This is a genomic window from Micromonospora sp. NPDC002411, assembly GCF_053592955.1.
Genome location: NZ_JBSFBM010000208.1, coordinates 1 through 12,205, shown reverse-complemented (window position 1 = coordinate 12,205; position 12,205 = coordinate 1). Strand labels below are relative to the sequence as shown.

17 protein-coding genes and 1 pseudogene are annotated in these 12,205 nt (G+C 69.0%); 10 read left to right on the top strand and 8 right to left on the bottom strand.

Going from position 1 to position 12,205, the window contains the following annotated elements:
• Positions 1 to 70: 70 nt before the first annotated feature.
• The 4 genes from ACWCO3_RS22840 to ACWCO3_RS22825 form a co-directional block, all read right to left on the bottom strand.
• Positions 71 to 694 carry a DUF6518 family protein gene (locus tag ACWCO3_RS22840; RefSeq protein WP_145782427.1) on the bottom strand — a complete coding sequence of 208 codons (624 nt, stop codon included), beginning with the start codon at positions 692 to 694 and terminating at the stop codon, positions 71 to 73.
• An 80-nt stretch (positions 695 to 774) separates the two neighbouring features.
• A complete protein-coding gene (locus tag ACWCO3_RS22835; RefSeq protein WP_450011916.1) occupies positions 775 to 1,209 on the bottom strand; it encodes a DUF6069 family protein in 435 nt (144 codons plus the stop codon).
• Positions 1,210 to 1,249: 40 nt separating this feature from the next.
• Entirely contained in the window at positions 1,250 to 2,227 is a 978-nt protein-coding gene (locus ACWCO3_RS22830; RefSeq protein WP_145782441.1) for an RNA polymerase subunit sigma-70, read from the bottom strand.
• Between the two features lie 169 nt (positions 2,228 to 2,396).
• Positions 2,397 to 3,311 (bottom strand): SDR family NAD(P)-dependent oxidoreductase, encoded by a 915-nt coding sequence (locus tag ACWCO3_RS22825; RefSeq protein ID WP_450011914.1) that lies wholly within the window; start codon positions 3,309 to 3,311, stop codon positions 2,397 to 2,399.
• Positions 3,312 to 3,412: 101 nt separating this feature from the next.
• On the opposite strand from ACWCO3_RS22825, the gene ACWCO3_RS22820 reads away from it, so the two are divergent.
• The 5 genes from ACWCO3_RS22820 to ACWCO3_RS22800 all read left to right on the top strand — a co-directional run bounded on the left by ACWCO3_RS22820 (position 3,413) and on the right by ACWCO3_RS22800 (position 6,291).
• Positions 3,413 to 4,078 carry a TetR/AcrR family transcriptional regulator gene (locus ACWCO3_RS22820; RefSeq protein WP_145782454.1) on the top strand — a complete coding sequence of 222 codons (666 nt, stop codon included), beginning with the start codon at positions 3,413 to 3,415 and terminating at the stop codon, positions 4,076 to 4,078.
• A gap of 212 nt (positions 4,079 to 4,290) precedes the next feature.
• Entirely contained in the window at positions 4,291 to 4,668 is a 378-nt protein-coding gene (locus ACWCO3_RS22815; protein WP_208745033.1) for a DUF2089 domain-containing protein, read from the top strand.
• A 74-nt stretch (positions 4,669 to 4,742) separates the two neighbouring features.
• Entirely contained in the window at positions 4,743 to 4,925 is a 183-nt protein-coding gene (locus tag ACWCO3_RS22810; protein ID WP_357932631.1) for a hypothetical protein, read from the top strand.
• An 11-nt stretch (positions 4,926 to 4,936) separates the two neighbouring features.
• Complete coding sequence (locus ACWCO3_RS22805) at positions 4,937 to 5,359, top strand: SHOCT-like domain-containing protein (protein ID WP_145782471.1); 423 nt, start codon at positions 4,937 to 4,939, stop codon at positions 5,357 to 5,359.
• 260 nt (positions 5,360 to 5,619) lie between these two features.
• The gene (locus ACWCO3_RS22800; RefSeq protein ID WP_244311726.1) at positions 5,620 to 6,291 is read left to right on the top strand and encodes an acetoacetate decarboxylase family protein; all 672 of its coding nucleotides are present in this window, start codon (positions 5,620 to 5,622) and stop codon (positions 6,289 to 6,291) included.
• A 13-nt stretch (positions 6,292 to 6,304) separates the two neighbouring features.
• Here ACWCO3_RS22800 and ACWCO3_RS22795 read toward each other — a convergent pair whose 3' ends face one another.
• Positions 6,305 to 6,991 carry a Type 1 glutamine amidotransferase-like domain-containing protein gene (locus ACWCO3_RS22795; protein ID WP_450011910.1) on the bottom strand — a complete coding sequence of 229 codons (687 nt, stop codon included), beginning with the start codon at positions 6,989 to 6,991 and terminating at the stop codon, positions 6,305 to 6,307.
• Positions 6,992 to 7,055: 64 nt separating this feature from the next.
• Here ACWCO3_RS22795 and ACWCO3_RS22790 point away from each other — a divergent pair, with 64 nt between their 5' ends.
• Positions 7,056 to 8,129, top strand: a complete 1,074-nt coding sequence (locus ACWCO3_RS22790) for a glycoside hydrolase family 43 protein (protein WP_450011908.1) — start codon at positions 7,056 to 7,058, stop codon at positions 8,127 to 8,129.
• Positions 8,130 to 8,250: 121 nt separating this feature from the next.
• Here the strand turns inward: ACWCO3_RS22790 and ACWCO3_RS22785 are convergent, their stop codons facing one another.
• Positions 8,251 to 8,919, bottom strand: coding sequence for a class I SAM-dependent methyltransferase (locus tag ACWCO3_RS22785; protein WP_450011906.1), 669 nt, complete (start codon positions 8,917 to 8,919; stop codon positions 8,251 to 8,253).
• Between the two features lie 59 nt (positions 8,920 to 8,978).
• On the opposite strand from ACWCO3_RS22785, the gene ACWCO3_RS22780 reads away from it, so the two are divergent.
• The gene (locus tag ACWCO3_RS22780; protein WP_358164518.1) at positions 8,979 to 9,122 is read left to right on the top strand and encodes a hypothetical protein; all 144 of its coding nucleotides are present in this window, start codon (positions 8,979 to 8,981) and stop codon (positions 9,120 to 9,122) included.
• A 96-nt stretch (positions 9,123 to 9,218) separates the two neighbouring features.
• Here the strand turns inward: ACWCO3_RS22780 and ACWCO3_RS22775 are convergent, their stop codons facing one another.
• A complete protein-coding gene (locus ACWCO3_RS22775) occupies positions 9,219 to 9,557 on the bottom strand; it encodes a YciI family protein (RefSeq protein ID WP_358164520.1) in 339 nt (112 codons plus the stop codon).
• A gap of 14 nt (positions 9,558 to 9,571) precedes the next feature.
• Here ACWCO3_RS22775 and ACWCO3_RS22770 point away from each other — a divergent pair.
• Positions 9,572 to 9,943, top strand: a pseudogene (locus ACWCO3_RS22770) (transposase); the annotation flags it as partial.
• A gap of 103 nt (positions 9,944 to 10,046) precedes the next feature.
• Here the strand turns inward: ACWCO3_RS22770 and ACWCO3_RS22765 are convergent.
• Positions 10,047 to 10,592, bottom strand: coding sequence for a TetR/AcrR family transcriptional regulator (locus tag ACWCO3_RS22765; RefSeq protein ID WP_145782480.1), 546 nt, complete (start codon positions 10,590 to 10,592; stop codon positions 10,047 to 10,049).
• A 167-nt stretch (positions 10,593 to 10,759) separates the two neighbouring features.
• On the opposite strand from ACWCO3_RS22765, the gene ACWCO3_RS22760 reads away from it, so the two are divergent.
• Positions 10,760 to 11,599 carry an oxidoreductase gene (locus ACWCO3_RS22760; RefSeq protein WP_357932642.1) on the top strand — a complete coding sequence of 280 codons (840 nt, stop codon included), beginning with the start codon at positions 10,760 to 10,762 and terminating at the stop codon, positions 11,597 to 11,599.
• Positions 11,600 to 11,742: 143 nt separating this feature from the next.
• A partial coding sequence (locus ACWCO3_RS22755; protein ID WP_450011902.1) for an aldehyde dehydrogenase family protein occupies positions 11,743 to 12,205 on the top strand: 463 nt, incomplete at its 3' end.

Genomic DNA, 12,205 nt, shown 5'->3' with positions numbered 1-12,205 from the left:
GAGGCGCGAGGCGCGAGGCGCGAGGCGCGAGGCGCGAGGCGCGAGGCGCGAGGCGCGAGGCGCGAGGGTGTTAGGAAAGAGCCCCGCCGACCAGCGCGAAACTCGCCAGGATCGCGGCGGCCAGTGGCACGGCCACCGCGACGACGAGTGCCCGCCGACGGTAGGAACCGCCGATCAGTACGACGATCAGCAGGCCCAGCGCGAGGTCGATGGCGACGTTCCACCACGCGCCGGAGGAGTAGTCGGGGTCGGTCGCCCTGCCGGCGAACCGGGTGGCCTCCTCGAAGAACACGGCTGCCGGCAGCGCCGCCCCGACGACCTGCCACCAGCCCGTGCCACGCGCCCAGATTCCCGCGGTGCCGAAAACCACCCCCGCGAGCACCCCGAAGAACATCCAGACCAGCGACGACGGCGACCAGAGCACGGCGAGGTCGTCGCCTTGCAGGAGTGCCGCCGCGAGGTAGTAGCTGGGCACCGCGACGACGAGCAGGGCGGTGGCGCCGAGCGCGGCGCGTAGCCGCCCGGACCGTACCCAGTATCCGAAGAAGAAGGCGGCAACCGCCCAGGTGGCGGTGGAGTTGCCGAGTTCGGCGACGGGGAACGGCAGCCACTTGATCCAGCAGAAGTCGAGGACGCCGAGCAGGAAGCCGCCCACCACGGAGGCGAGCGCCACCGTCCGATCACCAGGTCGCATGATCACAGAGCATACCGAGTATGCGGCACCACCCCGGCGGCCCCCGCAACCCGAAGGGTCGGGGCCGCCGGGGTGAGCCGTCAACCGGCCCGGGCGCGGAGGCTTCGCGTCAGGGTGGGGATCACCACCGTCGCCGGTACGAGGTGCAGCGCCAGGAGGGCGACCGTGCTGGCGGTGTTCGCCCCAGCGAGCAGGGGCGGGACCAGCGAGATCGCGGTCAGCGACACGGCCGTCCAGAGGAACCGCTCGGCGGGGCGGGCGCTCCACCGCAGGAGAGCGACGGCGATGACGATGCCGACGACTGAGAAGAAGCCGGTCACCACGGCGAACCCGCCCAGCGGGATCGCCTCGCCGCCGTCGGGGATCTCGAAGTTGACGCCGGCGGCCTGGGCGAGCGCGGCGGCGGCTGTGGTGGCCACCATCGCCGCGAGGGTGGCGACGAGGCCGGTGCCGGCGAGTCCGAGGATTCGGCGGTTGGTCTGAGTAGACGCGGGGGCTGCGTTCGTGCTGGTCATGTCAGTGCTCCATCGGTTCGGTTACGGGCGGACAACGGCACTACTCCGTGCCTTGCGCCGGCAGCCGCTCCGGCAGCCCGAGCCTCGGGAACTGACCGCTGTCGAAGATGGTGACTTCGGTGATCGCCCCGCCGGTGATGCGTAGGACGTCGATCGACAGCGGCAGGTACGCGTTCTCCCGCTCCCGCCAGTGGTAGAAGGCGACGGCAGGTTGCCGGTTGACGGAGGTGGGGACGCCGCGTAGGCCCGTCATGCGGTCGAAGCCGCCGTCGATCCAGTCCTTCAGCACCGGGTCACGGCCGACGTGCAGGCCCGGCGTGGGCGGCATCGAGCAGCGCACGTCGTCGCGCAGCATCGTGGTGAGCTGGCCGATGTCCGTGGCGACGCTGGCCTCGGTGAAGCGGCGCACCAACTCGCGGGTCCCGGCGTCCTCGTCGCCGCCGGTCCAGTCCTGCCGTTCAGCGGGCAGGTGTTCCCGCATGCCGGCGCGGGCCCGTTGCAGCGCGCTGTTCACCGAGTTGACGGAGTCGCCGAGCAGTTCCGCGACGTCCTTCGCCGGCCAGCCGAGCACGTCGCGCAGGATCAGCGCGGCCCGTGGGCGCGGCGCGAGGTGCTGGACGGCGACCACGTACGCCAGCTCGATCGTCTCCCGCGCGACGGCGACGGCCTCCGGCTCGTCGGCGTCGCCGGCCGGCAGTTCGTCGAGCAGCCGGTCCGGGTAGGGCTGCAACCAGCGCGCCTCGCCACCGGTCGCCGGCTCCGGGCGGCGCTTGGCGAGGAAGTCCAGGCAGGCGTTGGTGGCGATCCGGTACAGCCAGGCCCGGAACGTCGACCGCCCCTCGAAGGTCTCCCGCCGCCGCCAGGCCCGTAGGAACGTCTCCTGGACGGTGTCCTCGGCGTCTTCGAACGACCCGAGCATCCGGTAGCAGTGCACGTGCAGCTCCCGCCGGTGCCGCTGCGCCAGCCCTGTGAACTCCGGCTCGTCGACCTCGGCGAGGTCCCTCACATTCGCACTCATCACGTCATCCTCCGCCTCGTCATGTCCTGTCCCAGGTATGACGGGCCCGGGTCGGAAAACTCATCACCGGGCTCGGCCAAGGGGTTCGTCAGCACAACACCCCTTCGACCGCGGCGGGACCGCTCCGGGTCCCGCCGCGAGCTGGGCCACCTACCAGCCCGTGGCACTGTCACGCCGCGGCGGCCGCCTGGCCCACCGGGAACCGCACGCCGGTCAGGTCTTCCGAGACGGCCCAGAGGCGTTGCTGCACTGTCAGGTCGTAGGACTCGGGGCTGGACGTGACCAGCTTCGGGTAGCCGCGCACCTCACCCAGGCCGTCGGGGCCGTAGTACTGCCCGCCGAGGACGGACGGGTCGGTGGCGGCCCGCAGGGTGGGCAGCGCGCCCGCCGTCGCGGGCTGGGTGATCACCGGGGCGAGCAGGGTGACCGGTCGGCGGACGACAGCCGGGGTGTTGCGGACCAGCTCGGTGTTGGAGATGCCGGGGTGTGCGGCCACCGCGACGGTGGTGCCGTGGGCGGTGAGCCGGCGCTGCAACTCGTAGGTGAACATCAGGTTGGCGAGCTTCGACTGGCCGTAGGCGGCGGCCCGACCGTAGGAACGTTCCCACTGCAGGTCGTCGAAGTGGATGGCGGCGCGGATGCGGTGGCCGGTGCTGCTGACCGTGACCACCCGCGAGCCGGGCACGGGCAGCAGCAGGTCGAGCAGCAGGCCGGTGAGCGCGAAGTGGCCCAGGTGGTTGGTGCCGAACTGCATCTCGAAGCCGTCGCGGGTGGTCTGCTTCGGGGTGTACATCACGCCGGCGTTGTTGATCAGCAGGTCGATCCGCGGGTGGGAGGCGCGCAGCCCTGCCGCCGCGGCGCGCACCGAGTCCAGCGAGGTCAGATCCAGTTCCCGCACGGAGACGTCGCCGTTCATCCGGGCTGCGGCCACTTTGCCCTTCGCGGTGTCGCGCACGGCCAGCACGACCGACGCCCCGCGCTCGGCGAGCCGCCGGGCGGTCTCGAAGCCCAGCCCGGTGTTGGCGCCCGTGACCACGGCCACCCGGCCGTCCTGGCGCGGAATCTGCTGCTCGGTCCACTTCATCTCTGCTCCCCAATGTACCGCCGGTAACTTATTCCTGAAACGCTAAGGTACCGTCGGTACGTTGTCAAGAGACCGCCGGTACCTAAGCTAGGGTTGGAGTCATGACGTTCCAGCGGGCGCGCAGCGAGGAGCAGCGTGCGGTCCGGCGGCAGGCGATCCTGGAGACGACCTCGGCGATGCTCGACGAGATGTCGGTGGCCGAGGTGACCCTCAACGAGCTGAGCCGGCGGGTCGGCCTGGCCAAGACGGCGGTGCTGCGCTACTTCGAGTCCCGCGAGGCGATACTGCTCGACCTGATGGACGACCGGACGACGACCTGGCTGGTCGAGCTGGAGCGGGAGCTGGCCCACGGTGTCGACCTGAGCGGGTCCGCGATGGAACGGGCGGAGCAGGCGGCCGACGTGCTCAGCCGGTCACTCGCCACCCAGACGGTGCTCTGTGACCTCATCGGCGCGCAGGGCGGGGTGCTCGAGCACAACGTCTCGGTCGAGGTGATCCGCCGGCACAAGCGGGCCTCGCTGGGCAACCTCGCGGTGATGGCGGGCCTCGTCCGGCGGCACCTGCCCGAGGTCGGCGACCGCGCCGAACTGTTCTGCCTGCACGCCCTGTTCATGGCTGGCACGCTGTCCGCCTACGCCTCGCCGCCACCGAGCCTGCTCGCCGTCTACGAGTCCGAGCCGGCGCTCGCGGTCCACCATGTCGACCTGCGGACAGCCCTGCGGCTCGCGATCATCACGTCGCTCGTGGGCGTCCTGCCGCGCTCCTGAGTCCGACGCGCACGTCGCTGCGGTTCGTTTCCCCACCCGGCGAGATCGACTCGGGTTCCGTGAAATCGGCCTGTCCGAGGAGCCAGGACACCCCGGTTTCCGTGAAGGCGAGTGGATATCACACCCTGCGCGGAGGCGACCATGAGCACGACCTTAAGAAAGTTAAGGTGGACCTCTTTGAAGTTAAAGATTCTTGAGGTACAAATTTAGGTATGACAGAGCAGGCGATGGACTGGCAGGAACTGACCAGCCTGACGCGGGGCCAGCCGTTCGTCGTCGAGCGGGTGCGCCTGGCGAGCAACGGCGTCGCGATCGAGGGCGAGTTCGAGCTACCGCAACTGGCTCAGCTCAACGTCGAGGACCAGGTCTTCGTGACGGCGTTCGTGCGCTGCCACGGTTCGATCAAGGAGATGGAACGCATCTTCGGGGTGAGCTACCCGACGATCAAGTCACGGCTCAACCGGATCACGCAGATGCTCGACTTCGTCGAGACCGACCCGGCACCCTCGCGGGCCGACATCATCGACCGGCTCCGCCGCGGTGAGATCACCGCCCAGCAGGCGTTGGCCGAGTTGGACGGCCGATCGTGATGCCGCAGCTGGTGACCGTCAAGGTCAACCGCCCGGACCATCGGCCCCTCCACTTCTGGGTTCCGGTGCTCCCCGTGGCGCTCGTACTCCTGCCGGTCGTGGTCCTGGTCGTCCTCGCGGCGATCGTGGCCTGCCTCGTGTTCCGCATCCGTGTGGTGCGGGCGCTCGGTGCCGGTTGGCGCGTCATCTCCGCGCTGCCCGGCGCCCGCTTCGACATCGAGCAGGGCCGCCTGGCCGTGCTCGTGGCCATCCGATAGGAGAGGTTCGCATGACCGAACAACGCAAGGACATCCTCGACATGCTGGCCGCCGGCAAGATCACCGCAGAGGAGGCGGAGCAGCTCATCGCCGCCCTCGAACGGGACCAGGCACCGGCGGTGGCAGGTCACGACCTTCGACCGAAGGGCAAGGTGAAGTACCTGCGGGTGGTGGTGGACGCCACCGACAACGGCGAGCCGTCGCGGGTCAACGTGCGGGTGCCACTGCAACTGCTGCGGGCCGGCGTACGGCTGGCGGCGCTGGTCCCGCCGCAGGCCCTGGTCAAGGCCAACGCCTCACTCAGCGACTCGGGCGTGCCGATCGACCTGACGCAGCTCAAGCCGGAGCAGTTGGAGGCGCTCGTGGAGCACCTCGACGACGTGACAGTGGAGGTGGACTCCCCCGATGCCACAGTGCGGGTCTTCTGCGAGTAGGCGCCGTCCGATGGGACGGCCCCTCGAGAGGGTGCGGGAACACCCTCCCGAGGCTGCGCCCGCCGCAGCAGAGCACAGGTGAACTGCCAACCTGAAGTCTAGCCACGCACCAGCACACCAGCGGAGGGACCACTCGGACGGGTGGTCCCTCCGCCGCGTCCCGCCAAACGGTTCGCATGTCGGCAATCCGTCGTTGTCGGGGCGTCGGGCCACTCCGTAGCGTCGCGGCTACGTATCGATGCCCAGCGGAAGGACCCCTCGTGTCCGAACTCGTCGCTCCGCAGCTCGTCGTGAACAGCAGAATGATCTACTTCGGTTGGCTACCGGCCGACCCCGACGCGGTGGCCGCCCTGGTGCCCGACGGGCTCACGCCGGCACCGAACCACCAGGTCTTCATGAACCAGTACGTCGTCGACGACGCCGGCCAGACCTCCGGCTTCGGCGCGTACTCCCTGACGTACATCGGGCCGGATCTTTCCGGGGTCGACGCCCCCGACGGTGTGACGCCCGGTCGTTGGTGGACCCATTACGTCAACTCAAGCCCGGTCGTCCGGGCCTACGCCACCGCCCGGGGCGTGCCGGCAACCCCGGGCAAGACCACCATCGAGGTACGCGGACATCGGCTGATCGCCACCACCGAGGCGGACGGCGTACCCGTGATCAGGACGACGGCCCGCGTCGGGCGCACCGGCGACGCCGTCAACCAGGGCCAACTGCGCTACCTCACCCGGCTGGACGGCAGGCTGCACAGCGGCAACTACCCGTTCGTGGCAGCGCCGGTCGACCCGTTCGCTGTCGAGTCGCTGGAGTTCCTCGAACCCGACCACCCGGTGTACGCACTGCGCCCGGCCGACCCGCTGACCATCGTCTGGGGTTTCTACTCGCCGCGCGCGTCGTTCGCCTACCCAGGCGGCGAGTCGGTGCTCGACTGACGGGACGCCCCGGTCAGGGGTTGATCAGTCTCCACTCGCCTTCGGAGACGACGTCGACACTGCCATCGACAACGGCGATGGCGGTGTCGTCGTCGATGGCGTACGTCGGGACCGGGATTCCGGACGCCCACTTCTGGATGTCGGGCAATGTGGCGTCCTCCATGTCCGGATGGTTGAGGTGGGGGTACAGCGTGAAGTCCACCAGCCCCAACGCCCGGTCGGCGTCCTGCGCCATGTCGCTGCCGTCCGGGACGAACCCGAGATCGAACTCGGCGTCGCAGTTGTACGGGGTGACAGCGATGCTCCCGGCGCTGACCCCCACATAGACCGTGTCACTCAGCGAGGGCAGGAGGTCGGCCAGGCCCGACTGGCGCATCCAGTGCGTCAGATACAGCACGTCGCCGCCCCAGACGAGGAGGGCGTCGGCCTCCCGGACCGCCGGGACCCAGTTCTCTTCCCGGATGGTCGGCAGCGCAGTGAGCTCCAACAACCCCAGGGACTTCCAACCCAGCTGGCACAGCGGGATGTCGGCCCGACCGTGGATCGCCTTCCACGCCCTCTCCGCCCCGCCGGGGAAGGGGTGGACAGCTGTGGGAATGAACAGGGCCGTGGACTCGGCGATCGGCTTGCCCAGCAGGTCGACGAGCGCGTCGGAGATGCTCGGGTTACTGATGCCCCCCGACGTGAGAAGGAACTTCATGCCGATCCGCCCTCCTGAAGCTAATCTACAAGCGTCGATGCTGGCCGAGGAAAGGGCCCCGATCGTGTCCATCGGTAACCGAACCCTCCCACGAATCTTCTCCGCCCTGCTGGCCGCCGTGCTCGCCACCGGCCTGTCCGCGGTCGGTGCCGGACCGGCGACCGCCGGGCAGACCAGCCTGCGGGCTGCCGACCCGAGCGTGATCCGCGTCGGTGCCACCTACATCTCCGTCCAGTCGCTCAACGGTGGTGTCGCCGTGCGGCAGGCATCGTCACCCGACGCGCTGGCCGCCGCACCCGCACGCCAGGTGTGGACGGACACCCGCAACCTCGGTGAGGTCTGGGCCCCGGAGGTCATCACCGATGGTGGCAGGTACTACATCTACTTCTCGGCCGGGCGCGGTGCCGCCCACCGCATGTACGCGATCCACTCGGCGTCGCCGGCCAGCGGCTACACGGCAGAGCGGCAGCTTGCGTTGCCCGACGGCAAGTGGGCGATCGACGGCAGCCTGTTCACCTTCAACGGGCAGCGGTGGTTCGTCTGGTCGGGCTGGGCCGGCGACACCAACATCGAACAGAACATCTACCTCAGCCGCATGAGCGACCCGCTCACCCCGACCGGCAATCGGTACGTCATCTCCCAACCACGGGAGAGCTGGGAGCGCGTCGTCGGCAACCCGTACATCAACGAGTCCCCCGAGGCGATCAGGGACCCCAACGGGCAGCTCCACATCGTCTACTCCGCCAATGGCAGCTGGAGTGACCAGTACTGTCTGGCCGACCTGCGACTGCGCGCCGGCGGCGACCCGACGTACGTCTGGGACTGGTACAAGTCCAACGGCTGCCTCTTCGGGTCGAACCGGGCCACCATGATGGCCGGCTGGGATCCCACACTGCACGTCAACGGGCCCGGCCACCACAGCTTCGTGCTGCTCAACGGTGACATCGCCACGAGCCCGCCCGCCGGGCCGAAGTTCCCGTTGATGTTCCACGCCGTCCCCAAGGGCACCACGTACTCCTGGGCGAACCGGTACTGGTACACCGGCACGTTCTGCTGGTGGGGCAACACCACCTACCGCCGCGCCAACGTGCCCGGCCCGACCACCGACACCGGGTTCAGCATCAAGTTCTTCGAGTGATCGCACGGACAAGGAGACGTGCGGCGGCAGCTGTCTCCGCGCTACACGGCCAAGCGCCGTCCCCTCGTCCTGGCCCGCAAGCCGGGCTAGTCGGCGCCGATGTGCCCCTCCGTCGACATTGCTAGGCGTCGCGGCGCAGCGTGAACCAGAAGGTCGGCACCGAGTTGGTGCCCGGTGTGATGTCGATCAGTGCCCAGCCGGGGAACCTGGCGCGGAGCTCGTCGGCGGTGACGCCCGCCGCCCACGACGTGACCTCGGGCATCGGATTGCCGAGCGGCTCGGGGCCGTACCCGAACATCAGCAACCGCGCACCGGGAGCGGCGCGGTGGGTGAGCCCGGCAGCGTAGGCGTCGCGGCGGTGCAGCGGGATTCCGCAGTAGCAGCTCAGATCGAAGAACAGGTCGAAGGGGCCCGGCACGTCCAGCTCGTCGAGGCGGGTGGCGTCTCCGTGCAGCAGCCGTACCGCCACTCCCGCCGCCGCAGCCTTCTCCCTGGCCTGGTCGACGGCACTGTCGATCAGGTCGACAGCGGCCACCTCCCAGCCGTGTCGTGCGAGGTAGGTGGCGTTGGTCCCCGTGCCGCAGCCGAGTTCGAGGGCGCGGCCGGGCGGCAGCGCGCCGCGCCCCTCTACCAGGTCGACCAGCTCGGGCGGCGTCACGCCGGTGTCCCACGGTGGCTTACCGGTGCGGTAGTAGCCCTCCAGTGCACGGTGGACGGACTCCTCCTCAGGGTCTCGCTGCGCGGGAGCGAGCTCCGGTTCCGACCTCTGGCTGGCGTCGGGCTGACCCATCGTCTCCTCCAAGAATTAGAGTTGGACTCTAGTGACTCACTCTAGAGTTCGACTCGCATATGGACAAGGAGGTCGCGGACCGGGCGGGCGTGGCCGTCCAGACGGTCTACTTCGTTTTCGGCATCAAGCGCACGCTGTTCAAGGACGTCGTCGACACGTCCATCGCCGGGGACACCCGAGCCGGTCGCCACAATGGATCGTGAGTGGTTCGGCGCCGCGTGCGCTGCTCAGCTCGGCATGATGATCTGCCTGATCGCATCAGCGTGATCGGGTACGCGCCGCGCGTCTGGAGCGACTCGTCATGGCGCGCCGGGCGGGGGCGGGCACTCCAGGACCGCGATGGAGTTCCCGACGAACAACCCCAGGTGCGGGTGCCCTGAGAAGATCTGAACGGCCTCGTCGTGCGAGCCCGCTTCGACAATGGTGTAGCCGGTCAGAGAGTCGGTGACGTCCTCGACACCCTGCGCGGTGACCAGCTTCTTTGCGTTCAGCGGAGCGCCCGGGTCGACGATGGCCTTCTCGTTGGCCTGCGCCCACGACGCCCAGGCGTTGATGAACTCGGTCTGCTGCTGTTCGGTGAGGTCGGTCTTGCCGGCCTCGTCAGCCGCGCCGTGGAAGAGCGCGAGGAATCTGCCCATATCCCCGCATCGTATCGGGCGGCATCCCCCTCGCCGCCAGCCTGACCGGCGGCAACCGCCACGACGTCACCCAACTCCTGCCCCTGGTCGACAAGATCCCACCAATCAAGGGCGCCCAAGGCAGACCGCGGCAACGACCAGACCGGATCTACGCAGATCGCGGCTACGACTTCGACAAGTGCCGCCGCGACCTACGGACCCGCGGCATCACACCCGTCATCGCCCGACGCGGTGTCACACATGGCTCCGGGCTCGGTACCCGACGGTGGGTCGTCGAGCAGACCATCGCCCTGCTGCACTGGTTCCGCCGTCTGCGCATCCGCTGGGAGATCCGCGACGACATCCACGAAGCCGTCCTCACCCTCGCCTGCGCCATCATCTGCTGGTGCCGACTCCAACACTCAAAGAGTCAGGAGTTCTCAGTCAGCCGGGAGCGGAGGCTGCCCGGTAGTCGCCGGCTGTGCCAGGCGGTGGTGATCGCTCCGACCGTCAGGCCGCGCCGAGGCCGTTCATGAAGGTGGCTACGACGAGGTCGGCGGCTTGCGGTGGCGTCAGGGTGGGGAACTGGTGGGCGGCGGCGTCGACGAGTTGGTCAAGGACCGTTCGCGCCCAGGTCATGTCCACGTCGCCGCGGAGGTACCCCTCGTCTCGTGATCGGCGGATGAAGGCGTCGACTCGGGCGCTCTGCGCCTGACGGCGGATGCTGGCGGCAGGGTCGTTCTGCATCATGCGGCGAGTGTCGAGAGGCCATTCGCGGCTGACGGGGACGATTCCCTCCACGTAGCGGTGCAGGGCGACGGGCACGGGAGCCTCGGTCAGGCGGGCCTCGTCGAGGACGTTTTCGGCGGAGTCGAGCTTGGCCTGGAAGACGGCGCTGAGCAGGGCTTCGCGGTTCGCGAAGCGGCGGTGCAGGGTGGTGCGGTCCACTCCGGCGGCAGCGGCGACGGCTGACATGGAGGTGCCGGGGTCCTCGGCCAGAAGTCGAGCTCCGGCGCGGAGGACGGCATCTAGGTTGCGGGCGGCGTCGGCTCTCATGGTGCTGCGATCTTACTCGACTGTTTTAGCTACCCGGCAATCTTCTGCATGTGAGCTGCGGAACAGAATATTTTCGCCTCAGTCGTATTGCATTTAGCGACCGTAACTCTACGGTTGTGTAGCTACCCGCTTCGGGTGGCGAGGAATGACAAGCGAGGAGACGTACGATGACAAGGACTTGGCTGATCACCGGTGGCTCGCAGGGCCTGGGCAAGGCACTGGTGCTCGCAGCGCTGGAGGCCGGCGACCGAGTAGTGGCGACTTCCCGCAAGCCGGAAGCGCTGGCTTCCCTGGTGGCAGAGCACCCCGAGCGTCTCGCGGCCGTCGCGCTCGACGTCACCTCCCCGGCGCAGGCCCGAAAGGTGGTCGCCGCGGCGGTGCAGCGGTTCGGCTCCATCGACTTGGTGGTCAACAACGCGGGCTACGCCACCAGCGGCTCGATCGAGGACTTCCCCGAGGAGGAATTCCGCGCGCAGGTCGAGGCGAACCTGTACGGCGTGGTCAATGTGACGAGGGCGGTCCTACCCGTGATGCGCGGGCAGCGCTCCGGGCATATCGTGCAGATCTCCTCGATCGGCGGCCGCGCAGGCGGCACCCCCGGCCTGGGTGCCTACCAGACGGCGAAGTTTGCTGTGGAGGGCTTCTCCGAGGTCCTCGCCAACGAAGTGGCCCCCTTGGGCATCAAGGTCACCATCGTCGAGCCGGGCGGTATCCGCACCGGCTGGGCCACCGGGGCCGCCGAGCCCTCCGGTCCCATCACGCCTGACTACGAGCAAACGGTTGGCGCGTGGCTGGATCGATTCGCGCAGTATGCCGGGAACGAGCCCGGCGACCCGGACCGCATGGCCCGCGCCATCGTCGACACCGTGGACGCCGCGGAGCCTCCGCGCCGGCTGCTGCTCGGCAGCGACGCACTAGGGATCGCGATCAGCTCAGAGGAAGGCCGTATTGCGGAAGCCAACTCGTGGGCCGAGGTGAGCCGGTCCACGGACTACCCCACCGCCTGACCGACACCGTGGTGGCTCGGTACGTGCAGCGGGGCGACCCGGCCACGATGGCCGCCGCGATCCTGAGGCTCACCGAAGAGCCGGCACCGCCGATGCGGCATCTGCTCGGCTCCTCCGCCCCTTCTCATCTCAAGGAACTAAACATGACTGTGCGCGACAAGCTCTACATCGGTGGTTCCTGGGTGACTCCCAGCGCGCCGGAGCTGATGCTCGACATCCTGTCCCCGCACGACCAGTCGGTGCTCGGCCGCGTCGCGCAGGCCGCACCAGCCGACATCGACAAGGCTGTCGCCGCCGCGCGTGAGGCGTTCGACCACGGTCCGTGGCCGCGCACCTCGCCGAAGGAGCGCCAAGACGTCGTGCGTCGTTACGACGCGCTGCGTACCGCCCGGGCGGACGAGATCGCCGCGGCGATCTCCACGGAGAACGGCTCGGCAGGCTGGTTCACCAAGATCGGTCAACCCTTCCTGACCCGTCAGACCAACGCCTACCTTCAGGCAGCCGAGGAGTTCGGCTGGGAGGAGATCGTCGCGCCGTCCGACCCTTCGGTGGCCTTCGACACCATCGTCCGGCGCGAGGCGATCGGTGTGGTCGCCGCGGTCATCC

Coding starts and splice junctions, on each gene's coding strand:
- ACWCO3_RS22835 (WP_450011916.1), bottom strand. CDS start 1,209: ATGACCAGCACGAACGCAGCCCCCGCGTCTACTCAGACCAACCGCCGA.
- ACWCO3_RS22825 (WP_450011914.1), bottom strand. CDS start 3,311: ATGAAGTGGACCGAGCAGCAGATTCCGCGCCAGGACGGCCGGGTGGCC.
- ACWCO3_RS22785 (WP_450011906.1), bottom strand. CDS start 8,919: ATGGGTCAGCCCGACGCCAGCCAGAGGTCGGAACCGGAGCTCGCTCCC.
- ACWCO3_RS22815 (WP_208745033.1), top strand. CDS start 4,291: ATGACAGAGCAGGCGATGGACTGGCAGGAACTGACCAGCCTGACGCGG.
- ACWCO3_RS22840 (WP_145782427.1), bottom strand. CDS start 694: ATGCGACCTGGTGATCGGACGGTGGCGCTCGCCTCCGTGGTGGGCGGC.
- ACWCO3_RS22775 (WP_358164520.1), bottom strand. CDS start 9,557: ATGGGCAGATTCCTCGCGCTCTTCCACGGCGCGGCTGACGAGGCCGGC.
- ACWCO3_RS22760 (WP_357932642.1), top strand. CDS start 10,760: ATGACAAGGACTTGGCTGATCACCGGTGGCTCGCAGGGCCTGGGCAAG.
- ACWCO3_RS22765 (WP_145782480.1), bottom strand. CDS start 10,592: ATGAGAGCCGACGCCGCCCGCAACCTAGATGCCGTCCTCCGCGCCGGA.
- ACWCO3_RS22805 (WP_145782471.1), top strand. CDS start 4,937: ATGACCGAACAACGCAAGGACATCCTCGACATGCTGGCCGCCGGCAAG.
- ACWCO3_RS22820 (WP_145782454.1), top strand. CDS start 3,413: ATGACGTTCCAGCGGGCGCGCAGCGAGGAGCAGCGTGCGGTCCGGCGG.
- ACWCO3_RS22780 (WP_358164518.1), top strand. CDS start 8,979: ATGGACAAGGAGGTCGCGGACCGGGCGGGCGTGGCCGTCCAGACGGTC.
- ACWCO3_RS22830 (WP_145782441.1), bottom strand. CDS start 2,227: ATGAGTGCGAATGTGAGGGACCTCGCCGAGGTCGACGAGCCGGAGTTC.
- ACWCO3_RS22795 (WP_450011910.1), bottom strand. CDS start 6,991: ATGAAGTTCCTTCTCACGTCGGGGGGCATCAGTAACCCGAGCATCTCC.